This window comes from uncultured Nitratireductor sp. (assembly GCF_913053745.1).
Classification (GTDB): domain Bacteria; phylum Pseudomonadota; class Alphaproteobacteria; order Rhizobiales; family Rhizobiaceae; genus Nitratireductor.
Genome location: NZ_CAJXGF010000040.1, coordinates 1 through 23,719 on the forward strand (window position 1 = coordinate 1; position 23,719 = coordinate 23,719).

The 23,719-nt window shown below is 61.3% G+C and carries 26 protein-coding genes and 2 pseudogenes; 5 read left to right on the top strand and 23 right to left on the bottom strand.

The window, feature by feature from the left end; all coding sequences use genetic code 11:
* The 12 genes and pseudogenes from QZ638_RS23320 to QZ638_RS08790 all read right to left on the bottom strand — a co-directional run.
* Positions 1-253: pseudogene (locus QZ638_RS23320) on the bottom strand (MFS transporter); the annotation flags it as partial.
* A 343-nt stretch (positions 254-596) separates the two neighbouring features.
* Positions 597-1,160 (bottom strand): annotated as a pseudogene (gene trbL, locus QZ638_RS23325) (P-type conjugative transfer protein TrbL); the annotation flags it as partial.
* A 4-nt stretch (positions 1,161-1,164) separates the two neighbouring features.
* A complete protein-coding gene (gene trbK-alt, locus QZ638_RS08745) occupies positions 1,165-1,452 on the bottom strand; it encodes a putative entry exclusion protein TrbK-alt (RefSeq protein WP_295808976.1) in 288 nt (95 codons plus the stop codon).
* Positions 1,453-1,471: 19 nt separating this feature from the next.
* A complete protein-coding gene (gene trbJ, locus QZ638_RS08750) occupies positions 1,472-2,254 on the bottom strand; it encodes a P-type conjugative transfer protein TrbJ (protein ID WP_295808980.1) in 783 nt (260 codons plus the stop codon).
* Positions 2,251-4,803, bottom strand: a complete 2,553-nt coding sequence (gene trbE, locus QZ638_RS08755) for a conjugal transfer protein TrbE (protein WP_295808982.1) — start codon at positions 4,801-4,803, stop codon at positions 2,251-2,253. The genes trbJ and trbE overlap by 4 nt, the downstream gene beginning before the upstream one ends.
* A 10-nt stretch (positions 4,804-4,813) precedes the next feature.
* Complete coding sequence (locus QZ638_RS08760) at positions 4,814-5,095, bottom strand: VirB3 family type IV secretion system protein (RefSeq protein ID WP_295808985.1); 282 nt, start codon at positions 5,093-5,095, stop codon at positions 4,814-4,816.
* The gene (locus QZ638_RS08765; protein ID WP_295808987.1) at positions 5,095-5,427 is read right to left on the bottom strand and encodes a TrbC/VirB2 family protein; all 333 of its coding nucleotides are present in this window, start codon (positions 5,425-5,427) and stop codon (positions 5,095-5,097) included. The genes QZ638_RS08760 and QZ638_RS08765 overlap by 1 nt, the downstream gene beginning before the upstream one ends.
* Entirely contained in the window at positions 5,424-6,404 is a 981-nt protein-coding gene (gene trbB, locus QZ638_RS08770) for a P-type conjugative transfer ATPase TrbB (RefSeq protein ID WP_295808989.1), read from the bottom strand. Before trbB ends, QZ638_RS08765 begins: the two co-directional genes overlap by 4 nt.
* 145 nt (positions 6,405-6,549) lie before the next feature.
* A complete protein-coding gene (locus tag QZ638_RS08775; RefSeq protein WP_295808991.1) occupies positions 6,550-7,011 on the bottom strand; it encodes a CopG family transcriptional regulator in 462 nt (153 codons plus the stop codon).
* Between the two features lie 10 nt (positions 7,012-7,021).
* Positions 7,022-9,010, bottom strand: coding sequence for a conjugal transfer protein TraG (locus QZ638_RS08780; protein ID WP_295808993.1), 1,989 nt, complete (start codon positions 9,008-9,010; stop codon positions 7,022-7,024).
* Between the two features lie 153 nt (positions 9,011-9,163).
* Positions 9,164-10,126 carry a LysR family transcriptional regulator gene (locus tag QZ638_RS08785; RefSeq protein ID WP_295808994.1) on the bottom strand — a complete coding sequence of 321 codons (963 nt, stop codon included), beginning with the start codon at positions 10,124-10,126 and terminating at the stop codon, positions 9,164-9,166.
* 190 nt (positions 10,127-10,316) lie between these two features.
* Positions 10,317-11,744, bottom strand: coding sequence for an MFS transporter (locus QZ638_RS08790; protein WP_295808996.1), 1,428 nt, complete (start codon positions 11,742-11,744; stop codon positions 10,317-10,319).
* A gap of 547 nt (positions 11,745-12,291) precedes the next feature.
* Between QZ638_RS08790 and QZ638_RS08795 the strand changes: the two genes are divergently transcribed.
* Positions 12,292-12,900, top strand: a complete 609-nt coding sequence (locus QZ638_RS08795) for a superoxide dismutase (RefSeq protein ID WP_295808998.1) — start codon at positions 12,292-12,294, stop codon at positions 12,898-12,900.
* A 59-nt stretch (positions 12,901-12,959) separates the two neighbouring features.
* On the top strand, positions 12,960-14,003 hold the full coding sequence (locus tag QZ638_RS08800) for a LysR substrate-binding domain-containing protein (RefSeq protein ID WP_295808999.1): 1,044 nt from the start codon (positions 12,960-12,962) through the stop codon (positions 14,001-14,003).
* A 51-nt stretch (positions 14,004-14,054) separates the two neighbouring features.
* Here the strand turns inward: QZ638_RS08800 and QZ638_RS08805 are convergent, their stop codons facing one another.
* The 4 genes from QZ638_RS08805 to QZ638_RS08820 all read right to left on the bottom strand — a co-directional run bounded on the left by QZ638_RS08805 (position 14,055) and on the right by QZ638_RS08820 (position 16,189).
* A complete protein-coding gene (locus QZ638_RS08805) occupies positions 14,055-14,420 on the bottom strand; it encodes a DoxX family protein (protein WP_295809001.1) in 366 nt (121 codons plus the stop codon).
* Positions 14,421-14,425: 5 nt separating this feature from the next.
* The gene (locus tag QZ638_RS08810; protein ID WP_295809004.1) at positions 14,426-14,779 is read right to left on the bottom strand and encodes a VOC family protein; all 354 of its coding nucleotides are present in this window, start codon (positions 14,777-14,779) and stop codon (positions 14,426-14,428) included.
* Positions 14,780-14,854: 75 nt separating this feature from the next.
* On the bottom strand, positions 14,855-15,634 hold the full coding sequence (locus QZ638_RS23330; protein ID WP_366936222.1) for a helix-turn-helix domain-containing protein: 780 nt from the start codon (positions 15,632-15,634) through the stop codon (positions 14,855-14,857).
* Positions 15,635-15,799: 165 nt separating this feature from the next.
* Positions 15,800-16,189: a hypothetical protein gene (locus tag QZ638_RS08820; protein WP_295809011.1), complete on the bottom strand. Its 390-nt coding sequence runs from the start codon at positions 16,187-16,189 to the stop codon at positions 15,800-15,802.
* Between the two features lie 120 nt (positions 16,190-16,309).
* Between QZ638_RS08820 and QZ638_RS08825 the strand changes: the two genes are divergently transcribed.
* Positions 16,310-16,957 (top strand): metalloregulator ArsR/SmtB family transcription factor, encoded by a 648-nt coding sequence (locus tag QZ638_RS08825; RefSeq protein WP_295809014.1) that lies wholly within the window; start codon positions 16,310-16,312, stop codon positions 16,955-16,957.
* A gap of 233 nt (positions 16,958-17,190) precedes the next feature.
* On the opposite strand, the gene QZ638_RS08830 is transcribed toward QZ638_RS08825, so the two are convergent.
* The gene (locus tag QZ638_RS08830) at positions 17,191-17,679 is read right to left on the bottom strand and encodes an SRPBCC family protein (RefSeq protein ID WP_295809017.1); all 489 of its coding nucleotides are present in this window, start codon (positions 17,677-17,679) and stop codon (positions 17,191-17,193) included.
* A complete protein-coding gene (locus QZ638_RS08835; RefSeq protein ID WP_295809019.1) occupies positions 17,676-18,011 on the bottom strand; it encodes a metalloregulator ArsR/SmtB family transcription factor in 336 nt (111 codons plus the stop codon). The genes QZ638_RS08830 and QZ638_RS08835 overlap by 4 nt, the downstream gene beginning before the upstream one ends.
* 132 nt (positions 18,012-18,143) lie before the next feature.
* Between QZ638_RS08835 and QZ638_RS08840 the strand changes: the two genes are divergently transcribed.
* Entirely contained in the window at positions 18,144-18,785 is a 642-nt protein-coding gene (locus QZ638_RS08840; protein ID WP_295809022.1) for a dihydrofolate reductase family protein, read from the top strand.
* Positions 18,786-18,958: 173 nt separating this feature from the next.
* Here the strand turns inward: QZ638_RS08840 and QZ638_RS08845 are convergent, their stop codons facing one another.
* The gene (locus tag QZ638_RS08845; RefSeq protein WP_295809025.1) at positions 18,959-19,597 is read right to left on the bottom strand and encodes an NADPH-dependent FMN reductase; all 639 of its coding nucleotides are present in this window, start codon (positions 19,595-19,597) and stop codon (positions 18,959-18,961) included.
* A 59-nt stretch (positions 19,598-19,656) separates the two neighbouring features.
* A complete protein-coding gene (locus QZ638_RS08850; protein ID WP_295809028.1) occupies positions 19,657-20,823 on the bottom strand; it encodes an MFS transporter in 1,167 nt (388 codons plus the stop codon).
* A 185-nt stretch (positions 20,824-21,008) separates the two neighbouring features.
* Between QZ638_RS08850 and QZ638_RS08855 the strand changes: the two genes are divergently transcribed.
* Positions 21,009-21,914 carry a LysR substrate-binding domain-containing protein gene (locus QZ638_RS08855; RefSeq protein WP_295809031.1) on the top strand — a complete coding sequence of 302 codons (906 nt, stop codon included), beginning with the start codon at positions 21,009-21,011 and terminating at the stop codon, positions 21,912-21,914.
* A gap of 165 nt (positions 21,915-22,079) precedes the next feature.
* On the opposite strand, the gene QZ638_RS08860 is transcribed toward QZ638_RS08855, so the two are convergent.
* The 3 genes from QZ638_RS08860 to QZ638_RS08870 form a co-directional block, all read right to left on the bottom strand.
* A complete protein-coding gene (locus QZ638_RS08860) occupies positions 22,080-22,481 on the bottom strand; it encodes an SgcJ/EcaC family oxidoreductase (RefSeq protein WP_295809035.1) in 402 nt (133 codons plus the stop codon).
* Positions 22,482-22,631: 150 nt separating this feature from the next.
* Positions 22,632-22,775 carry a hypothetical protein gene (locus tag QZ638_RS08865; RefSeq protein ID WP_295809038.1) on the bottom strand — a complete coding sequence of 48 codons (144 nt, stop codon included), beginning with the start codon at positions 22,773-22,775 and terminating at the stop codon, positions 22,632-22,634.
* 233 nt (positions 22,776-23,008) lie between these two features.
* Entirely contained in the window at positions 23,009-23,665 is a 657-nt protein-coding gene (locus QZ638_RS08870; RefSeq protein WP_295809040.1) for a hypothetical protein, read from the bottom strand.
* Positions 23,666-23,719: the final 54 nt, after the last annotated feature.

Below are 23,719 nucleotides of genomic sequence, written 5' to 3' on the forward strand. Positions count from 1 at the left end.
AACAGACGATCAGCACCATGTTGTGCCGCGTCGTCTTGTCCGCGAGCCAGCCGCCCGGCAGCGTCACCGCCAGCGACGCCAGCATGTAGACGGTCAGCGCGGTGTTCGCGAGCGTCAGCGGAATGCCGTAGATATCGATCAGCGCCGCGACCGAGAACTGCGTGATCGCCCCATTGGCGCAGGCCGTCCCGATGTAGAAAAGCAGGAGCAGCAGGATCGGCTTCGACGTCACGAGATAGCGCCAGCCGAGCATCCCGGTGCCCTTCTTCTTCGGCGCGCCGCCGCTCTTCCTCCGGATCGACGGCAGGTGTCGTGATGGCAGGAAGCGAAACGGGCTGTCCCCGATCCTGCGCGTCGAGGATCGGACGACCGAGATCGCCCGGCAGCGCCGGGCCGAGAACCGGCCCGGTATAGTCTGACGGCAGACCGGTGAGCCCGTCCGCCGTGGACCGGTTTTCGGTGGAATAGAGTTCTTCACCGTTTCCACCTCTGCCCGGCGACTGTAGAGCGTAGATCAAGGCCCCGCCGATGCCGAGAAGGGCCACTGCACCGACGCCTGCCAGAACCTTGCGGGACAGGCGCGTGACGCGCGGCGGTTTGCCGAAGAGGCCGAACGGAATGAGGACGAAGCCGGCCAGCGTGGTCAGCTTGAACTCGATCAGCGTGACGAAAAGCTGGATGGCCAGGATGAAGAAGGCGAGGATGACCAGCGCCCAGGCGAAGAGCAGGCAGGCGATCTGGATGAAATTCTCGAAGAAGGCCCAATAACCCATCAGGTCGGAAATGGAGTCGAGCAGTGGCCGTCCGGCATCGAGGCCGGTCTGGGCGACACGGCCGGGGCGCATCAGATCGGCGGTGGAAAAGCCGGTGCCCGAGGCTTGCAGGCCGAGGCCGGCGAAGCTCTCGAAGACTATGCGCGCCAGATCGTTCCAGTTGGAAATCAGATAGGCGAAAACGCCTATGAACAGGGTTTTCTTGACCAGCCGCGCCATGATGTCGTCGTCGGCGCCCCAACTCCAGAATAGGGCCGCCAGTGTCACGTCAATGACGATAAGCGTGGTGGCGATGAACGCCACCTCACCGCCGAGCAGGCCAAAGCCGGAGTCGATATAGCTTGTGAAGACTCCGAGAAAATCGTCGATGACGCCCGTGCCGCCCATGCGCTCACTGCTCCTCGTCGTCGTTTGGCGCGGAGGGCGCAGGTGCGCGGCCAAGGAAGCGGTCACGGGATTCGGCCCAGGTGGCGAGGCAGTCGGGGTCGCTCACGGCTGCCTCTCCCATCTGCTGGCACCGGCGCAGGCTTTCGCGGAGAGGATCGGCCCCAGGCTGAAATGTCGGTGCCGTCCTTGCCGGCACCGGTTCGTCCTTCCGGGTCATCTCGATCACCGTGGCGGTGATCGCAATGGCCACGAATATGATCATCCCGAGCCGGGCCAGCATCTTGCCGTCCATGGAATGTCCTCTAGTCCCGTCAGTTGTCGTTGTTGAACATCTGCGCGTTACCGGGCTGGTAGCCGCTGCCCGGCGTCAGAAAACGCTCGCGCTGGATGCGCCCCTGCTCGGCGGCCGTGGCGCGCTCAGCCTCGATCAGCGCCTCTGACCTGCCATTGGCGGACATCACGGCGATCAGATCGGAAAGCTGCTGCGATTGCAGGGCGAGCAACTGATTGCCGGCCTGCGTGGCTTGCAGCGCGCCGGTCGCCCCCTGGCTCTGACCGACGAGCGTGGACATCTCGGCGCGGTTGGTATCGATATTGCCGACGGCACCGGCCTGGACGCGCATGGCGTCCTGAAGGCCGCCCACGGTGTTTTCCCAGCGCGAACGAGCATCGGCGATCAATTGCGTGTCGGTCGCGGAAAGATCGAGATTGGCGTAGTCCTGCTGGAACATGCGGTCGATCTCCTGCACATCGAAAGCGATGTTCTGCGCCTCTCCGAGCAATTGCTGTGTGCGTTGCACATTCTGCTGGAGTTGCTGGAGCGAGGAATGCGGCAGGCTCGCGAGGTTGCGGGCCTGGTTGATGAGCATCTGCGCCTCATTCTGGAGCTGCTGGATCTGGTTGTTGATCTGCTCGAGGGTGCGCGCCGCCGTCAGGAGGTTCTCGGCATGATTGGTCGGGTCGTAGACGATGCGGCCGAGACCAAAGAGCGCATGGGCCGGGCTCGCCAGTATGGGAGACAGTGCGACCGGTGCGGCAAGGGCCAGCGCGAGTGCCGAGGCGCTGGCGAAACGGAAAACACGAGTTCGGGTCATGGAAGGATATCCTCTTCGTTTAGGGTGGGGGCGGGTTCCGTTCCGGCCGGTATGGAGTCGTCCGGTTCGGGCTCTGTTGGCGCGGCGGGAGGCGATGTGTGCTTCTCTACCGGCCCGTCCGGCGCGAGATTGGTCAGGTCGGGAATCAGCCCGGCAGCCCAATCGACGCAGCGATGGCACAGCCAGGCGGCAAGGAAGCCGTTGCGTCCGTGTTCGGCATGGATGCGCGCAATTTCGGTCTGGTCGGATTTGGAGGATGCAGCGCAGAGCGCGAGCCCGACTTCGTACAGGCCAAGCTCGAACAGGCGGTTGCCGCGGCGTGACTGGCAGTAATAATCCCGTTTGGGCGTGGCCCTTGCGAGGATTTCGATCTGGCGGTCATTGAGGCCGAAGCGGCGATAGATCGCGGTGATCTGCGGCTCGATGGCCCGCTCGTTCGGCAGCAGCAACCGCGTCGGGCAGCTTTCTATGATGGCGGGCGCAATCTCGGAGTTGTCGATGTCGCTGAGACTCTGCGTGGCGAAGATGATAGAGGCGTTCTTTTTCCTGAGCGTCTTCAGCCACTCGCGGAGCTGACTGGCAAAGCCTTCGTCGTCCAGCGCCAGCCAACCCTCGTCGATGATGAGCAGCGTGGGCCGTCCGTCGAGTCGGTCGCCGATGCGATGGAACAGATACGCCAGCACTGCGGGCGCGGCACCCGTGCCGACCAGCCCCTCGATCTCGAACGCCTGCACGTCGGCCGAGCCGAGATGTTCGGTCTCGGCGTCGAGCAGCCGGCCGTAGGCCCCACCGACGCAGTATGGCCGAAGCGCTTGCTTGAGGTCGTTGGATTGCAAGAGGACCACAAGACCAGTGATCGTGCGCTCTTCGACCGGCGCGGAGGCGAGCGAGGTCAGCGCCGTCCAGAGATGCTCCTTGACCTCGGGCGTGATCACGGCGCCCTCGCGCGTGAGGATCGCAACGATCCAGTCGGCGGCCCAGGCGCGCTCGTAGGTATCGTGGATACGGGCGAGCGGCTGGAGCGAAACGGCGCTATCTGCCCCTTCCGTCAACCCGCCGCCGAGGTCGTGCCAGTCGCCGCCCATGGCGAGCGCGGCGGCGCGGATGCTGCCGCCGAAGTCGAAGGAGAAAACCTGTGATCCCGAATAGCGGCGGAACTGGAGCGCCATCGCGGCGAGCAGCACGGACTTGCCCGCGCCGGTTGGACCAACGACGAGGGTGTGACCGACATCGCCGACATGGAGGGAAAACCGGAACGGGGTGGAGCCTTCGGTCCTGGCATAAAGCAGCGGAGCGTCGCCGAAATGCTCGTCCCGTTCCGGCCCCGCCCACACTGCTGAAAGCGGGATCATGTGGGCGAGATTCAATGTGCTGATGGGCGGCTGGCGGACATTGGCGTAAGCGTGTCCGGGCAGGCTGCCGAGCCATGCGTCCACCGCGTTGACGGTTTCGGCCATGGCGGTGAAGTCGCGGCCCTGAACGATCTTCTCGACCAGGCGCAGTTTCTCGTCGGCTATGCGCGGGTCGGCATCCCAAACGGTGACGGTAGCCGTGACGTAGGCCATGCCCGCCACGTCCGCCCCAAGCTCCTGCAAGGCCATGTCGGCGTCGAGCGCCTTGTTGGCGGCGTCGGTGTCCACAAGGGCAGCCGCCTCGTTCGTCATCACCTCTTTCAGGATCGCTGCGATGGACTTGCGCTTGGCGAACCACTGGCGGCGGATGCGGGTCAGCAGCCGGGTCGCATCGGTCTTGTCGAGCAGGATCGCGCGCGTGCTCCACCTGTAGGGGAACGGCAGCCGGTTCATCTCGTCGAGCAGGCCCGGCGTCGTCGCGGTCGGGAATCCCACGATGGTCAGCACGCGCAGATGCGCGTCGCCAAGGCGCGGCTCCAGCCCGCCGGTCAATGGCTGGTCGGCCAGCAGCGCGTCGAGATACATCGGCACTTCGGGCACGCGCACGCGCTGCTGGTTCGTGGAAATCGTCGAATGCAGGTAGGTCAGCGTCTCGGTATCATCGAGCCAGCCGCATTCCGGCATGAAGCCGTCGAGCAGCGCCAGCACGCGGTCGGTGCGGTCGATGAAGCCGCGCAGGAGTTCCCATGGATCGACCCCGGATTGCTCACGCCCTTCGTAGAGCCAGGTTTCCGCGCGGGCCGCGTCTTCGGCAGGCGGCAACCAGAGGAAAGTGAGATAGTAGCGAGCCTCGAAATGACTGCCTTCTTCTTCGAACTGCGCCTTGCGCTCGGCATCGATCAGCGCCGATGCGGCATCGGGGAAACGGCTGTCAGGATAGGTCGCCGCCTCGCTGCGCTGTGCTTCGACAAAGATACTCCAGCCTGATCCGAGACGGCGGAAGGCATTGTTGATGCGGCTGGCGACCGCGACCAGTTCAGCCGCAACGGCGGAATCCAGATCGGGGCCGCGAAACTTCGCCGTCCTCTGAAACGAGCCGTCCTTGTTGAGCACGACGCCCTGATCGAGCAGCGCCGCCCAGGGCAGATAGTCGGCGAGACGGGATGCGGTGCGGCGATATTCGGCAAGGTTCATCATGGCCACACCCTCACACCGACAGATGGTCGGGGATGCGCAGGTGCCGGCGACCGACCTCCACGAAGAGCGGATCGCGCTTCGCCGCCCCGACCGCTAGGAAGTGGCCGATTGCCCAGATACCGAGGCCGACCAGCCAGAGGCGCAGTCCGAGGCCCAGAGCTCCGGCAAGCGTGCCGTTCATGATGGCGATGCTTCTCGGGGCGCCGCCGAGCAGAATGTGCTCAGTCAGCGCGCGATGGACCGGAATGGAAAATCCCGGCACCGCGTCGATCTGTTCGAGACCCTCCGCCATCAGACGAGCGCCCCGCCGCCGAAGGAGAAGAACGACAGGAAGAAGCTGGATGCCGCAAAGGCGATCGACAAGCCGAACACGATCTGGATCAGTCGCCGAAAACCGCCGCCGGTGTCGCCGAACGCCAGCGTCAGGCCGGTGACGATGATGATGATCACGGCGATGATCTTGGCGACCGGCCCCTCGATGGATTCCAGGATCGATTGCAGCGGCGCTTCCCACGGCATCGACGAGCCGGAGGCGCGGGCGGCGGGCGCGAGAAAGAGACCGACATAGGCAATGGTGGCAGCCGTCGAGATATGACGACGGATGCGCAGGGCGCTGCGGATCATGAAGGATCTCCCTTTGAGTCGGTTGCGGGGGTGATGCGGTAGTCACCGTCCGGCCCAAGCCCTTCGACGCGGGCAAGTTCATCCAGCAGGCGCGCGGAGCCGCGACCGGACAGGACGGCCACGAGGTCGATGGTCTCGGCGATCAGCGCGCGCGGGACAGTGACGACGGCTTCCTGGATGAGTTGTTCGAGCCGGCGCAGCGCGCCGATGCCGGAACCGGCATGGATCGTGCCGATACCGCCGGGGTGGCCGGTCCCCCATGCTTTGAGCAGGTCGAGGGCTTCGGAGCCGCGCACTTCGCCGATAGGGATGCGGTCGGGGCGCAGGCGCAGCGAGGACCGCACCAGATCGGAGAGCGTCGCCACGCCATCCTTGGTACGCATGGCGACGAGGTTTGGCGCGGCGCATTGCAGTTCGCGCGTGTCCTCGATGATGACGACACGATCCGCGCCCTTCGCCACTTCGGCGAGCAAAGCGTTGGTGAGCGTGGTTTTCCCGGTTGAGGTGCCGCCGGCCACAAGGATATTGGCGCGTGTCGCAACGTTCAGGCGGAGCACTTCAGCCTGAAGGCTGGTCATGATGCCGGCCGCCACATAATCGTCGAGCGTGAACACCGCTACGGCGGGTTTGCGGATGGCGAATGTAGGCGCGGCCACAACTGGCGGCAAAAGCCCTTCGAACCGCTCTCCAGTTTCGGGAAGTTCGACTGAAACGCGAGGGCTAAGGGTATGCACCTCGGCGCCGATATGATGCGCGACGAGGCGGATGATGCGTTCGCCATCGGCGGGTGACATCAGCTCGCCCGTGTTGGCCAGCCCTTCCGACAGCCGGTCCACCCAGATGCGGCCGTCCGGGTTCAGCATCACCTCGATGACAGCCGGGTCTGCGAGAAGCTGGCCGACAGACGGGCCGAGCGCGGTACGCAGCATGCGCGCGCCTCGTGCCATCGCTTCCGGTTTGTGATGTGTGGCAGTCATCTCGGCCCCGTTTTCTGACGGGGCACGACCAACGGTCCCCGCATCGGAGTCGATTAAGAAAACCCGAACTCCGGCCGGTTCAACACCTATTTACGCGCGTGCGGCCGTCGGCGGTGATCGGCGGCAAATAGGACGGGTCAAGAATTCAGGAACGGTCGCTGTTCGCGTCGGATTGATCTGGCGATGGATCGTCGTCAAACGAATCGATATCGCGCGACAACTCTTTCAGGAACCTGTCTCCCGTCGCCAGTTTCCGGCCAAGGCTTTGCATGAAACCCTCGAACCGCTCCGCGCCTTTCGCTCGCGCTGACGTCTGCGCGCCTTCCGGCAGCGGTGGCGTAACGGTCAGCCAGAAGCGGATGAATAGCGAGACGGTCTCGCCGAGGACGGCGAGATCTTCGTCGAGCGTATCGACCTGGCGACCGAGCTTGTCCAGACGGCGCGACATTGCCGCCTCGAGTTGCTCGGCGGAATCGCCGGAAAGGAAGGATGCAACGGCCGCCTCGACAATGGCGGACTTGGAAACCTTGCGGCGCAGAGATAGCGACTCGACCTGCTTGAGGAGTTCGGGATCGAAATAGACATTCATGCGGGTTCGGGTTGTCATGATGCCTCCCTCAAAGCTCGATGCCGTCGTCGGGGTTCATCGACGCGTGCCGTGCAACAGTGCGCATGCGTACGCGCATGGCGCGGGCCTTGTTCGTGTCGACGTCGGGTTTGTCGTCCAGCATGTCGAACTCATGCGCGGGCGGAGGAGACGGCGGGACGATTTCCTCATGTTCGGGCAGTTCCGGCTCGCGGCGGATACCGGCATTGGCGGGATCGCCTTCGGTGCGGCTCACCGCAGCCATGCCGGTAGCACTGGTCGTGGTGACGACACGGTTCGACCAGTCATCCGAGGAAGGCTTCAGCGCAACGGGCTCGGATGCCAAATCAGGCGGCGACAAAACCCGCTCGGTGAAGCGCACATCCTCGTAATAGCGGGCCTTGGTGGCGCGGATCGGCGGGGTGCCTGCAACCATGACGATCTCGTCGGTGGGCGGAAGCTGCATGATTTCACCCGGCGTCAGCAGCGGCCGCGCCGTCTCCTGCCGCGAAACCATGAGATGCCCGAGCCAGGGCGCGAGGCGATGTCCGGCATAGTTGGTGGAATCGCGCAGCTCGGTCGCAGTGCCGAGTGAGTCTGACACGCGCTTGGCCGTGCGTTCGTCGTTGGTGGCGAAGGCGACGCGGACATGGCAATTGTCGAGGATCGAGTTGTTCTGCCCGTAGGCACGCTCGATCTGGTTCAGCGACTGCGCGATCAGGAAGCTCTTGAGACCGTAGCCGGCCATAAACGCCAGGGCTGACTCGAAGAAATCCAACCGCCCGAGCGCCGGGAACTCGTCGAGCATCAGCAGCAGGCGATGCCGCTCGCTCGATGTCTCTAGTTCCTCGGTCAGCCTGCGGCCGACCTGGTTGAGGATTAGCCGGATCAGCGGCTTCGTCCGGTTGATATCGGACGGCGGCACGACCAGGTAGAGGCTGACCGGCTCCTTGCTTCCGACAAGATCGGCGATGCGCCAATCGCAGCGTCGCGTTACCCTGGCAACGACGGGATCGCGATAAAGGCCGAGAAAGGACATGGCGGTAGACAGCACGCCCGATCGTTCGTTATCTGCCTTGTTCAACAACTCGCGCGCCGCCGATGCCACGACGGGATGCACGCCGGCCTCCCCCAGATGCGGCGTATCCATCATCGCGCGCAGCGTGACTTCGACCGGCCGCTTTGGATCGGACAGGAAATTGGCCACACCGGCCAGTGTCTTGTCGTGTTCGGCATAGAGAACGTGCAGGATCGCGCCGACCAGCAAGGCATGACTGGTTTTTTCCCAATGATTTCGCTTGTCGAGGCTGCCTTCGGGGTCAACAAGAATATCCGCGATGTTCTGCACGTCGCGGACTTCCCATTCCCCTTGCCGCACCTCCAGCAGCGGGTTGTAGGCGGACGATTTCGCGTTGGTCGGATCGAACAAAAGGACACGGCCGTGCTTCGCCCGGAAACCCGCCGTCAGCGTCCAGTTCTCGCCCTTGATGTCGTGAACGATACAGCTTCCCGGCCAGGTCAGCAGCGTCGGCACCACCAGACCGACGCCTTTGCCGCTACGGGTCGGGGCAAAACACAGGACATGCTCAGGTCCGTCATGGCGCAGATAGTCGCGTTCATATTGGCCGAGCACGACGCCATCGGGGTCAAGCAGACCAGCAGTGTGGATTTCCTTGTCCTCGGCCCATCGTGCAGAACCGTAGGTGGCGACGCTCTGGGCTTCCCGTGCCCGGATAATCGACATGAGGATCGCTGCGACGATAGCGATAAATCCGCCGGACGCGGCGATGATCGCGCCCTCGACAAAGATCGCCGGCGCATAGGCGTCAAAGGAGAACCACCACCAGAAGAACGCCGGCGGATCATAGATCGGCCACCCGGCCAGGTCGAACCACGGATTGCCAAGTTGCGGCTGAAAGCCGAGCCGCCATGCGGTCCATTGTGTCGCCGCCCAGGTCATCATCGTAACGATGGCGAAGACCACAGCGATCTGACCCCAGAGTATTCGGCCTCCGCGCATGCAGACTCCAATCGGGAAAAAGGGTGGAGCCGATCAGAGAATAGGCATTTCTACAATAGGCAACAGAAAATATGATGCGGGAGGGCTGTGGGGTACTATCGGCGGCAAATGGGATGGGTTGCCTATTGATGCAGAATCAAGCAAGCAAGAGAATTATGTCGATTGGGGAATCCGCAGTATATCGGCAGCGAGCGTGAAGAGTTTCCTAAGAGCCGGCTTGCTGTTCTTGGGCGACCAAACTGCCGAAAACGGTGCGGATTCAGGTTCGTCACTGATCGGCACGAAAGCGACATTCCGCGCTATGGTTGTTGCATTCTCCTCGACAAATACCGAAATCCCATAGCCCGCTGCGATCATTGACAGAAGAGTATCACGACCGACGTCAAAGCGGATGATATTAGGAACTGGCCGGCGGCCGGCCGAACGGTCCAAAATCAGGTCATGAACTTGGGGACCAGCGCCGCCACGACGAACAAGAAAATTCTCATCCGCGAGTTGGGACCATTCGACATGTTGCATTTTCGCTAGCGGATGCGTCTCCGGGAGAGCCACCATCAACCGGTCTCGCCAGAGTAATCGGGAATGTAGATCCGATACCTCGTTGGCATATGGCATAAAGGCAACATCGAGATGTCCGTCTCGCACTTGGACTTGAGCTTCTCTCGCGGACGTCTCTGCTATATCCAATGTCACATCTGCATACGACCTACGAAAGCGTTCCAGAAGCACATCGAGTGGCCCGCCTGAGACAAGAGCGTAGACACCGACGCGCAGTGTACCTTGTTCACCACGCGCGTGCATTCCTGCAGTTTTGATTGCACGATCCAGAATCTCAAAAGCAGCATCAATCTCGCTGACAAACTGGTGGCCAGCATCCGTCAGCCTCACGCCCCGCGTGTTACGCTCGAACAAAAGAATACCGAGTTCTTCCTCCAGCGCTTTCACACGTGCGCTGACGCTCGATTGGCTGATGCCGAGCGCAGCGGCAGCACAATGAAAACTCAGATATTCCGCAACTGCGCGCGTCTGAACGAGAGCAGCCATCGGAATGCGCCCACTGAATACCGAGCGCTCAACAATTTCGCGGTTACTCCTGCTGTAGGGTCTTCTGCGCATAGCTTATTCCCTGACACGATATCGGTGAAGAAATCTCACGGTCACTGCCGATCGATACCGTTGTAGTGGCATGGAGAGGCCGGTGACCTCCCAAGCGGATTTGTGGGACAATTGAATCTCCGCGACACTACTTGGTGGCATGTCGCGGGGGCTTATATGTGTTCGTTCAGTAGCCAGTGGCCCCGACATCTTACGCGCCGGCACTCCTTCCCGCAGCGCGCATGCCGTTCGTAATCGAGATGGCAATAGGAAACGCCAAGAGCGGTGCGATGGCGAAGAGCAGGAAGAGCCAATGGGCAGCGGTGGCCGCTCCCTCGACACCGCCCGGGTTGGTCAGCCCGGCAAGGTTGGCGATCATTCCCGCCACGGCAGCGCCAAGCGCGGTAGCGAAGAGCTGGATCGTGGTGATAGCCGATGCAGCCAGATTTTGTTCGTCCTCAGGCGCGACGTGCAGGACGCGTGTCAGAAGATGCGGCCACGCGAGGCCAACGCCAAAGCCTATCAGCAGCAAGGCAACGACGAGCGCTGCCAGCAGCTTGACATCAACGTCGCTCTGGATCGGTGTGAGCCAGGCCATGCCGAGAAAGCCAACAATCATGATCGGACCCGCCAACACAATTGCCTTGCGCGCTCCACTGCCCTTAAGGCCTGCCCCGCCAATCTGCGCAACGGTCCAGCTGGCAGCCATCACGGCGGCCAGATAACCGGCGGCAAGCGGTGAAAGCCCATGCAGGATCTGGAGGAAATAGGGGACGAAGATCTCGCTGCCCGGAACGGAGAAGACGAGCAGAGCAAGGGCGGCGTATGCGGCTCCGAGCGGCGAAAACACATTGAGGGCACGATGTGGAAACAGGCGCGTCGACGCCCGCCCCTCGATCACGCAAAGGAGTATAACCAGCACCAGCGCTACAGCGATGCCGATGATGTTGTGATTGATGGCCTTGGAGACGCTACCGATCGATATGGCCAGCACCGCTCCGGCCAGCAGGACAAGTTGCGCGAAAGCTATCGGCGCCCGTCTATCCTCGTCGGTCGTCCGTTTTGGCAGAACTGCGAAGGCAAGCAGCAGGAGCAGGACTGCAATGCCCGCCACGGTCCAGAATGCTGCTCGCCAGGCATCCATTTCGGCAAAGATACCACCCACCGCCGGTCCGAACAGGGTTGAAATGCCCCACATGCCGGAGACCAGCGCCATGGCGCGCGGCCAAAGGGCTTCGCTGTAGATCAGTCGAATGATGACGTAGGACAGTGCGAAGACCAGGCCGCCGCCAAATCCCTGCAGTGTGCGGCCCACAAGCATGACCTGCATGGAGTGAGCGACACCACAAACGAGAGAGCCGGCGGTGAAAAGCAGCAGGGCGAGGCCGAACGCTCCGCGGGGCCCGAAGGTCTGCAACGGCCGGGCCGATAGAGCCGAACCGACAATGGACGCGACCACGAACAAGGTTGTATTCCAGGCATAATAGTCGAGGCCGCCAACGTCGCGCACCACAGATGGGAGGATTGTCGTCGCGACATAGACATTGACGGCGTGCAGTCCGACGCCGCCTGACAGCGTAATCGCCTGCAAGGCGGAGCGGCCGCGGAACAATTCGCCCCAGGATCCTTTGGTTGTCATTCAGCTCTCCGTCGTTGTTCTCGTTCGGGTGGAGCGTTCTCGCCGGATAACGATCCTGCCCGTGGTTCGTGGTCAGGAGATCGGCCCGTCCCACCACAGGGCCTACGCCGAAATCATGAGTAGGGCTGTTATATTTTTCCAATTAATCACTATGCAAATTATAACTCCTCACGATCCCATTAGATGAATTCATGCGGTATTGGCCGAAAGCCGGTTCTGGTCGCCCTGCCGTCAGGCTGGCACGAGAGTTGGAGAGCGTCGCCCGGCGAAAATCGTATGATCGATCGCAGATTGCTTTTATTCGCGCAGGGAAATCGAACCGTAAGTTCGGTATTCGGCGAACCGGATCGAGGCCCAGTCAGCCAGTGGTAGCGCCCGAAGTAGCGCAAGGCAGAGATTTATTCTCCAAGTTATTGCTTGACAAAATAGGGTGCGCGTTCCCAAATCAAACGCCTGACAACAGCATCCATCGATAAAGGTGGGTTCGTGCCCTTGGAACATTGGGCAACGAGGTCACTCACCTTCAGATATCCGAAAGGAGCCGATCGTGGCATTCGAACTTCCCGCCCTTCCCTATTCCACCAGCACTCTCGCCGCCGCAGGGATGAGCCAGGAGACGCTGGAGCTTCATCATGGCAAACACCATCAGGCCTATGTAACGGCACTGAACGGCTTCGTGGAAAAGAACGACGCGCTGAAGGATAAATCTCTCGAGGACATCATCCTGCTGGCCGCCGGTCAGGCCGACCTCGCGCCGGTGTTCAACAATGCCGGTCAGCACTGGAACCATATCCTGTTCTGGCAGGCGCTTTCGCCCAAGGGCGGCGGGATGCCGGGGTCGCTCGAAAAGAAGATCGGCGAGGATTTCGGCAGCGTGGAAGCGTTCAAGGACGCGTTCAAAACGGCGGCGACCACGCAGTTCGGCTCGGGATGGGCGTGGCTCGTGCTTGGCGATGACGGGAAGCTGAAGGTCACCAAGAGCGCCAATGCGGGCAATCCGCTGGCCGCCGGCCAAGGCAAGGCACTGCTCGGCCTCGATGTGTGGGAACACAGCTACTACGTGGATTTCCGCAATCGTCGCCCCGACTATGTGGCGAACTTCCTCGACAGGCTTGCGAATTATGAGTTCGCGGAGGCTGAGCTCGCACGCGTCTGAAACTGGGGCCGACTTCCGGCAAGCCGTGAAGTCGGCTCAAACAATGGGGAGATGATCCCATGTGGAACGCCTCCGCAAATTCCTATCGTTCGGTCCCGCCCTTGACGACTTTGCGGACATTCGAGGCGGTCGCGCGCAAGGGCAGCTTTACGCTTGCTGCGGGAGATCTGTCGCTCACACAGAGCGCGGTCAGCCATCAGATCAAGGCGCTCGAAGGGTTTCTCGGTGTCCCGCTGTTCTGGCGCCACAATCCCGGGATCGAGTTGACCGCGGACGGCAAGATCCTGCTGGAGGCCGTGCGAGCCGGGCTCGACATGATTCTAGGGGCGACGGACCGCATCCGTTGCAAGAGTCAGTCCGGCATCCTCACCATTGCCGTTCCAACCGCCTTTGCGACCTGGTGGCTGGTGCCGCGCCTCGGTCGGCTGGCGACGCTTCATCCCAACATCGAGATCCGGTTGTCGATGCTCGACTTTCGCGCGCCGGATTTCGCGCGCGACGGCTTCGATGCGGCGATCGTCGCACATCCCGCCGATCGGCCGACAGCGGAAAACGAATTGTTGCTGTTTCGCGAGGAGAGCTATCCGGTCTGCAGCCCGGCACTGCTGGACCGCAGCGGAGGAAGCGCGCAGAGATTCGATCTCACGGCCCACACGCTGATCGAGGAAGAGCCGGCTCCAGACCAGGCGATGGATTGGGGATTCTGGCTAAAGCGCTTGAATGTGGATACGGGCACAGCACAACAACCGCGGCTGCGCTTCAGCCACTATGGCGTGGCGCTTTCTGCGGCGATCGACGGCCTGGGGATCGCGCTTGGCCGCTCACCGATGATCAACGCCGAACTCGCGGCAGGACGACTTGTCAGACCCTATGGCGAGAACGTCGTGGCGCTTGCATCGCATGTCTATGCGCTCACCTGGCCGGAAGGACAAACGAAGGACCAGCGTCTGGCCGCGTTTCGTGATTTCATCCTCGATGAAGCCTGCGGTTGCGAACTCGCCGCAGGACCATGTGGCGCGCCTCCGCTTGCCGATGAGGCGGCGGTGGACTGGTCCGGCGATCGCGCTGCCCGCCGCCATGCGGCCGCAACTGCAATGCGATGAGAAGCGTGTGGCGAACGAGGCGGATCGCCATCCGCCTCTTCGTTTCAATATTCAACGCGCTCCGGCCGCAACAGCGAGCAATCCTCCGACAACGGCGAAGTTGACGATGAAAGCGGACCGCAGTCCCTGTCTCTGCGGACCGGAATGACGCCAGAAGGTGAGAACCAGCATATTGGCGGCAATCGTGAACACGATCAGAGCCGCCGCCGCAAATGGCACGGCAAAACCGGCGGCGAGGCAGACGCCGGCGATGATTTCCACAATGGAGCCTGCTGCCAGCAGGAGACGCGGCGCGGGAAAGTCCTGTTCGGCGAGCTGGGCCGCAATCGTTTCGAACCGAAGAAAGTGTTCAATTCCGACCCATGCAAAAACACCGCCAAGCAAGAACAGCCCGGCATCGTACAAATATGCGGCCATCGCGACTAATTCTCGGACCAAACGGCGAGCTCGTAACCGTCGGGATCCTGAAAATGAAACCGCCGGCCACCGGGAAAAGAAAATGCCGGCTTGACGATCCTGGCGCCTGCCGCTTCGACACGTTTCTGCGTTTCGGCAAGGTCGTCGGCATAAAGAATTACGAGTGGACCGCCGGACCCGACCGGCCCGCTCGTGGTCAGACCGCCCGTCAGCCGCCCGTCGGTAAATTCGCAATAGGTCGGTCCGTAATCGGTGAATGTCCAGCCGAACGCTTTTCCATAAAACTCCCGCGAGCGCTCGATGTCGCTCACGTTGAACTCGATATTGTCGATCTGTCGATCATTGCCTTTCGTACCCATGAGGCCTCCTTGAAAGTCTGTAGGCAGGCCGACGGTAGGGCGAAAGACACGGTCCGTATTGAACAAAACGGCCATTCAGGAGGCGATCTGCCGAACCAGATCTCCGGCGGTCATTGAACAGAGTGCGCGGACTTCGCGATTGAGATGGGCCTGATCCGAGTATCCCGCCGCGCTCGCCAATTCCGCCATGCCTCGGCGGCCGGGAAGCCGGGCCAGCGCCATAAATTGCTGGAAGCGAAGTATCCGGTGAAGGGTCTTCGGGCCGTATCCGAAAAGCTCTCGACTTCTGCGCCGCAGCGTTCGCCCACTGACAGCCAACCCAGCGGCCAATATGTCTACCTGCCCACCGGTATCGTTTCCCACGCCGCGCTCAAGCGCCCCGAATATTGCCGCCCCCTCCCCCGAGACAGGCTCTATCGACGGCGCCATCTTCGCAAGCAGCGCATTCAACAGGCCGAATTGCTCTTCCAGACCGCTCGCTTCCTGCATTCCTTCGGCGATCTCGCGGGCCGTTTGTCCCCAAATGTCCTGCATGTCGACCTGCATGCCGACGATCTCCGTCATCGGCATGTCAAGCCAACGGCGCGCAGCCCCTGGTTTGAAGCGGATTCCGAGAACGAATCCGCCCGATCGCGAATTGGAACTGGCGGCGGTGGCATCGGGCCCCGCGACAACGAAGTGATCGTCGCACCAAAGCAGGTCGACACAACCGTCCGGAACGACCTGGACCGTTTTCGGGACCTCCCGCGGATATCGCTTGAACCACGCGCGATGAAAATGCCCGCGAAGTGCATTGACGGGGACCCGTTCTTCGTAGGTTCCGACGCAGTTCGCAACAAGGGCTTCGTTCTTCATGACTCAACTCTCAAGAGATGACGACAGTCCGTCTCAATGGTCAGCAACATCCTTCCGCGGGTTGTTGCAGGCAGTGTCTCGTATCCACGCTCATGGACCACATATCGGCACCACGCCGAGTGCCGACAGGATACGGTTCTATCAAATATTTTGTTCAGCCGGCCGTCATTCATGCCTGGCCCGGCCATCGACGAGAGATGCACGAGACCTATTGGTCGGCACTGCCGCCGGCATTCGGAGCATGTTGCTGCAATCTCGCAGAAACACGCGCATTTGCCGAGAGGCCTGGATGTCGCCATTTCGGTCGGCCACGGTCACTCCGATCCGGCATGCGTCCAGCGCATCGTGATCGTTCCCAGCCTCGGCGCAGGTTTTGACCAACATGACCCAGGCGGCCGAGTAGTCGGGATCCAGTTTCACCGCCTCTCGCAAATGATGCAGCGCCGAGAGATGGTCGCGATCCTTGCGAAACGCACAGCCCAAGGTGAAACGCAAAAGAGCGCTGTCTTGTCCGGAGGCAATGCGGGCTTCGAGCCTCGATCGAAAGTTTGTCATGCCTTGTGGGACCGCTGCACCATCCTGCCGGGAACCCGCTCCCTTGATCGAACCCCAAACACTCTATAAAACAAGCCCTTGCTTTGAATAAAGAACAGCGCAGATATGTCAAGCATAAGCTTGGAAAAAGAAACCCCATCCAACCGCTCCCCTTCACAGCGGCTCCTGCTCCTTTTGAAGACCCGCGGGCCGCAGACGGCGTCCGATCTCGGGCAGGTGCTCGGCACGACCGGTGAGAACGCGCGGCAGCAACTTACGAAGCTTGCAGCGGAAGACCTGGTTGAAACCGAGGCTGTCTCGCGCGGGGTCGGCCGGCCGGCCCAGTTCTGGCGCCTGACGTCGCACGGACACGCCCAGTTTCCCGACACCCATGCCGAAATCACCGTCAGCCTGCTGCGCAACATTCGCGAGCTTCTCGGCAACGACACGCTCGAACAGTTGATCGCCGCACGCGAAGACGAAATGCGGCGCATCTACCGTGCCGAGATCGGCAAGGCGAAATCCCTGGAACAACGGCTCGCGGCATTGGCCACACTGCGCACGCGCGAAGGCTATATGGCGGAGTATTGCAAAGCCGACGACGGAGACGGCTGGCTGCTGGTCGAGAACCATTGCCCGATCTGTGCCGCGGCCACCGCCTGTCAGGGCTTCTGCAGATCCGAGCTGGCGATATTCAGAGAAATGCTGGGCCCCGCCTGCGATATCGAACGGACCGAGCATATCATTCAAGGCGCGCGCCGCTGCGCCTATCGAATTCGCCCTGTCTGATCGGCCACTGGCGTCGCTTCGCCGCTCTTTTGGGAGGGCGGCACTTCTGCCGATGGTTGGCGATCGTCAGGGCGGTTTTCCCGATTTGAGTCACAAATCGCCCTTTGTGTGCGGCTGCGCCCCGGCTCGTCTTTTCCACTGCCAGAGGGCAAACACCATATTTGCGCCCACCGCGTGGGTGCGCCACTTCGGCCGTCGCCAATCTGCAAGTCCGGCACCGAGCGGGCGATCGCTCAGCTGTCCAGCCACGCGGCGAGGCCGTCCAGCGTCTGCAACCCGTATTCAACCGCGCCGAAGCTGACGACCGCCTGACGCCGCGCGCGGCTGGGGTGGAGCTGACGCATTGTCAGCACCGTCTTTCCATCGGCCTGTTCGTCGAACGTCACCACCATGTGGAAACGATCGGGATCGTCGGGGTCTGGCGTACCATAGTCGATTACAATCCGCTCGTTCGGCGCAATTTCCACAAAGCGCATCAGGTTCTCGAAGCGCTGCTCCTGACCCTCGAAGATTCCCACCATGTCGAACCTCCAGACCCCGCCTTCGCGGATGTCGGCTTCGCGGGTCTCGATGCTGAATCCTGCCGGCCCGTACCACTCAGCCAGCGCCTTGGGATCCGTCCAGGCGGCAAACACCGTTTCGCGGGGGTGATTCAATACCTTCACCAAAACGATTTCGCGTTCGGGCGACCAGGTCTCAAACCATTTTGCTGTATCCGTCATTCTTTATGGCCCCCACTGTCCAGATAAACTTCCAAGCGATCCAGCCGCTCGGTCCATCGCCGACGCTCCGTCTCCATCCAGTCCGCCGCCTCTTCGAAGCGTGTCGGCACCAGCCGGCACCAACGACTGCGGCCGCGCTTCTCGCTTTCGATCAATCCGCAATCCTCCAGCACTCTCAAATGCTGTGAAAATGACGGGAGCGCCATATCGAAAGGCTCGGCCAAGGCACTCACGGGCAATTCGCCCTCCACGAGCCGGGAAATCACGGCTCTGCGGGTTGGGTCGCTGAGAGCGTGAAAAGCCAGGTCGAGCGGCGCTGAATGGTAAGGCATGTGAGTTGGTAATTCGGCCCGCGACCCTCGTCAAGGACAAAAAGGCACTTGCCTTTGTATCGGCTTGCAAATACATAGGCGCTTACCTTAGTTTAATATCCTGAGGTTCAACCACGATAAAGGAGGACTTCGGTGGCAGTTCGTGTGGATCTTCTCATTTCGCTCGATGGTTTCGCGACGGCGACGGACCAGACGCCCGATAACCCGTTCAGCGAGGACTGGTCGCGTCTCGTTGATGCATATGTGGCCACGAAGACTTTTCACGAGCGGGTTTTCAAGGACACCAGCGGCAAGGGCACGACTGGCATCGACGACAAGTATGCGAAGGAATATTTCGAGGGTATCGGTGCGGAAATCATGGGGGCTGGCAAATTCGGCTTCCACGACCACCCCGATGACCCGAACTGGCGTGGTTGGTGGGGTGACGAACCCCCATTTCATTGCCCGGTTTTCGTCCTCACCCATAATCCACGGCCTTCCATGGAAATGGCGGGCGGCACGATATTTCATTTCATCAACACCTCGATTGACGACGCGCTCCAGCAAGCTACGGACGTTGCCGGGCAGGAAGATGTGCGGATTGGAGGCGGTCCGACCGTCGTTCGTGAATATCTCAAAGCCGGTCTGGTTGACCGTCTTCATGTGGCGATTGCGCCAATCCTGCTTGGGCGAGGGATCAGGCTGTGGGATGACCTGCGCGGCCTTGAAAAGAACTACGCCGTGAAGTCGGAAACGGCAGAAAGCGGCACCATCCACCTGACCTTCCAACGTTAACCGGGGACGCAGGTAATTCCGGACTGTCCGCAGGCGCTCGATAGGCCGACATCTCAAGCTGCCGCTCTGTGTCGATCGTCTGCTTCCGCCAACGCCAGCCATGCCGCCAGACGGGCATATGACGGTCCGGGTTAGATCCGGGGTTTCTCAATCGCTTGGCGGACGCCGAAGGATCAACCTGGCTGATGCGTGATGGGGTTGAGAGCTCTTGATCCAGAGCAATCAGCGGCAAGTCTTGAGGGGTTCCGCGCTCCAGCGAGAGCTTGTCCCCACCATACAAGATCCTCGATCATCGAGACGGCGCTTGCATTGAGGAAGTCGAAATCTCCGACCTGCTTCTCGCCATTGGCGATAGCGAGATATTGGTCCATCGCGATATGGACCGCATTGCGCAAGGGGACAAGTTGCAGTTCGACGGAGATGAGCCGTAGTTGCTCGATGGCACGTGCGGCACCCACCCCACCGTATCCGACAAAAGCAGCCGGCTTCTTGTTGAACTCGCGATAGGCGTAGTCCAGGGCGTTCTTGAGCACTCCGGGGATGCTGCGATTGTACTCGGCGGTGACGAAGACGAACCCATCCATCTCGGCAATCTTGGCTGCCCAGCGGCAAGCCACATCGCTGCCGGGACGCGCATAAGCCGGCGATGTTGTCTCTTCGAAGAACGGCATGGGATAGTCCCGCAGGTCGATGACTTCGGTATGGATGGCGTCATGCTTCGACAGGTGCTCGTTGATCCAGCCGGCAGGCCTGTCGACGAAGCGCCCTTCTCTGGTCGTCCCGAGGATGATGCCGATATGCAATTTCGTCACGATGACGTTCCTTCTTCTTGAATGGACGCATTGCCCGCTGACGGAGAGCCTGGCAGCGTTCAATTGGGCTTCCGGCCCAGCAAGGCGATCACCACACCGCCCACCAGGCAGAAGCCCGCGGCAATCTGAAACGTGGTCGCGACACCCGAGGCGTCGATCAGACGGCCACCGGCCCAGGCACCGAATGCGACTGCGATCTGCAGTATGGTCACGAGGAGAGCCGAGCCGCCCTCGAAACGATCGGGGGCCGCCTCATAAAGCCAGACCTGCACGCAGATCGGCATCAGCCCAAAGGCGAAGCCCCACAGGAGCACGATCGCGAACGAAACGGCCACCGCCGATTGGACGAGCGCAGCGAACGCGATGGTGAGGCAGAGGGAGACGGCCGTGGCGATGAACGTGCCGCGGCTATTCCAGCTGACGAAGCGTTCACCGGCAAAGTTGCCGATCAACCCGGCGACGCCGTAGCCAAGAAGGACCACACTCAGGGCAGCGCCGGCAAAGCCCATCGGCCCGGTGATCAGGACTTCGAGATAGGTATAGGCCATGAACTGGCCCGAGGCGATCAGCCCGACGGCAATCAGGCCCGCTCGCGCTCGTGGAATGGTCATGAGGCCGAGCAACGTACTCAGGGTGATCGCTCTGCCTGCCGTCACCGAAGGTATCGAAAGAATCTGAAAGATGCATGCCGCGGCAGCCAGGGCGGCAACACTGCCGAATGCGGCGCGCCAGTTGAGCACGTCGGCGATCAGCGTGCCCGCGGGTACGCCAAGGATCGTGCCGGCCGAGATTCCACCCATGATGATGGCGGTGGCGCGGGCTCCCGCATGTGCCTGGACGAGTTGTCGTCCAACCGGTGTGGAGAAGGTCCAGAAGCCTCCGATACAGACCCCAAGGACCAGCCGCGCGATCAGCAGCATCGCAAAGCTGGATGCCACGGCCGAAGCCATGCTCGAGGCAAAAAGGAACAAAGACAGCACGATGAGGAGCAGGCGGCGGTCGAGCCTGCCTGCCGCGAGCGTCGCCAAGGGCGCCACCACCGCCGCAACCAGACCTGGCAACGAAATCAGCAACCCTGCGGTGCCATTGGAGACAGCAAAGTCACGGGCAATCTGGCTAAGCAGGCCAATTGGCATGAGCTCGGTGGTTACCATCACAAATGTGCCCATCGCGATGGAAGCCACGGCCGGCCATGCATTGATGCTCTTCTTGATGGCAATGCTCATTCTTCGCCCTTCCGCACCGTCTCATCCGATCAAACATGGCCGCGAAAGGGAGTGACGGGGACTGCCTGACGCGGCCTGTTCGACGTTGGCTTCGTTTGAGCGATTGCATATCAGCGGAAACAATTACATTGTAGACCGGCACAAATAGACAAACTATCCATCTATATGGACAATGAGTGAGATTCATGAAGCTCAACGACCTCTTCTTTTTCGTCAACGTGGTGGACAGGCAGGGTTTCGGAGCGGCTGCCAAGGCGCTGAACGTTCCCAAATCGAGCATCTCCAAGCGCATTGCCGAACTGGAAAAGGATCTTGGCGTGCGGCTTATCCAGCGCACGACGCGGCGTTTCGCGGTAACGGACGCCGGAAAGGATTTCTATCGTCACGCGGCAGCGGCGCTGGTCGAAGCCGAGGCCGCCGAAGATGCCGTCAAGCGCCGCCTCTCTGAGCCCCGCGGCCTGGTGAGGATCACGGCCGCTACGGCTACCGTACACATGGCGCTCGCCGATCTGCTGCCTGAACTGACGAGGCAGTATCCCAAGCTTCAGATCGGACTGGTTGTAACGAGCCGTTACACCGACCTGGTGCAGGAAGGCATCGACATCGCGATCCGTGCTCATCGGCATCCGTTGCCGGACTCCGACTATGTGCAACGGCGGCTTGGCTATTCTCCAAACTATCTTGTTGCGGCACCTGAGTATCTGGCTGCCAACGGCAGTCTCTCCCGCCCGGACGAGTTGGCGGAACATTCTGGAATTGTCCCTGAGAGCTCACCGGGCTCTCTCACATGGTCTCTGAGAGACGCGAGCGGTGGGGTTGTCGCGGTACAACCACGCCCGAAGCTGTTCACTGATGACCCCTACCTGATCGTCAACGCGGCGCTTGCGGGAATAGCGATCGCCAACCTGCCGCACGGCCTTGCGTGGCCGCACATTGAAAGCGGTCGTCTCGTACATGTGCTCCCCGAATGGGATGCGGGCGGCGCGACAACGACATTGCTGATGCCGCACCGTCGGGGACAGCTGCCCTCTGTCCGCGCGGTTGTGGAATCCCTAGCCGTCGGAATGGCACAGAAGATGGCTTTTCGATGAAGGCTACAATGGAGGCCTTACAGTATATCGCGCCGCTGCCTGCGACCGATCGCGGCGAGCGTGACAGTGACGATGAGTGCATGACGGGCGTTGTCGATTAGTCGACCGAGAGCGCCCTTCTCCGCTTCCACCAAGTCGCGTATTTCTTTCCTTGGACTGCCCTCCTTACAGGGGGATCCGAGTGTTTTGCACCGCGCGGATGCGCCACTGTCCGTCGAGATTTACAATCACCGTTGTGAGTATGCCTTGGCGATCTTCCGGCGCCGCTTCGTCTTCGACGAAAGCAGGCCAACGCCAGCAGGCGTGAACCAAGGCAACTGCCGGCGCTAGAAGTTCGATCTTCTCCACGGTGAGCACGTAGTTGGGCATCTGATCGCGAATCGCCCGCGGGAACGACATGTGGCCTGCAATGTTCTCCTCCCGCGAGGTCCACCACGCGCCGCGCCATGTGATGAAATCAGCGTCAGGTGTGAAGAAACTGCCCCAGCGTTCGATGTCGCGGTCTTGCCACGCCGCCTGGAATGACGCCAGCATTGCTGCGATGGATTTGATTTCAGCATTCGACATTGCAGCTCTCCTTCGGAGGAACGCAGTTGCGTGCGTAACCATCTCCGAAATAGACAATGCGATGGTCTGCTGGGAGACCCATGTACGTGGATAGTTCGTCCATGGAGGCGGATAATTCCGACCAGCGACCACAGTTCTGCTGCCCGCAGATCATGCAACGGAGACATTGCTGTTGTCGCACCGCCAGGACAACTGCAGTCTGTTCGTGCGGTCGTTGAATTCCTCCGCGGTGATGACGATCATGGTGATGACATTGAGTTGTATGACGAGGCACAGGGTTCCGACAACGACCATTGGCTGAGGAAAGGTCTCCCTCGTCAACTCGATTTAACGACAGGGGGAACGCCGCGCCAATGGTGGCAATGCGGCCGGCACCGGCTCTCCTGGCGGACACCTCGACAAGCGATAGTCTGTCTCAGACTGTGCGTCCCGCCATTTGCCGTCAATTGCGGTGCCGAGGTCTCTGGGCGCTTGACCGAACCGAGGTCACCTTGACTTTGCGCTTATCTCGGTCGAGGGGCGTCACGTCACCACTCATCACCATCCTGCCTGCGGCGATAGACTGCGACGGATACGGCAATGAGCGCGGCCCAGAAGACAACGCCCCCAAACGACCAGAGATAGCCGGCCGTCGTTGCGCCCTCGGTGAAAGCAAGGATCGACTTCACCGACCATGTGGCGGGTGACAGGAGCAGGATCTGCGCATACCAGGCGCCCTGAGGGATGAAGAGATAGAGCGCGGCGATCTGCACGTAGAGGTTCAGGCCCTTAAATAGGCCGAGAGCCTGCACCTTGTCGCGCGACAGTGTAGGGACGGTGACTGTGGTCCAGACGCTGGCGAGTGACAGCGCCAGCAAGGGAGGCAACCACTCGAACAGCGGCAACTCGATCATGCGCGTCGCCAGCACCATGATGATCCCGTAGGGCCAGACGAAAAGAATGCACATCGCGATGCGCAGGGCGAGCACGTGGTTCCGCGGAAGTGGGGAGACGTGGAGCGCCCGGTCGACACCACTGTCCACCTCATCGACGATCAGCATGGCCGTGAGGTAGCCTATGCCCGGCATATAGCCGAGCAGCAGGAGGAATTGGATCGTGACCCACCAGTTGGTAAAATAGCCGAACGCACGCACGAGGGCGGCGATGGCCACCATCATGACCATCAGCCCAATGATATTCAGCAATACCTGATCGCGGCGAATGCTAGTGAGATCGTGGATAGCAAGGCTTACGAGCGG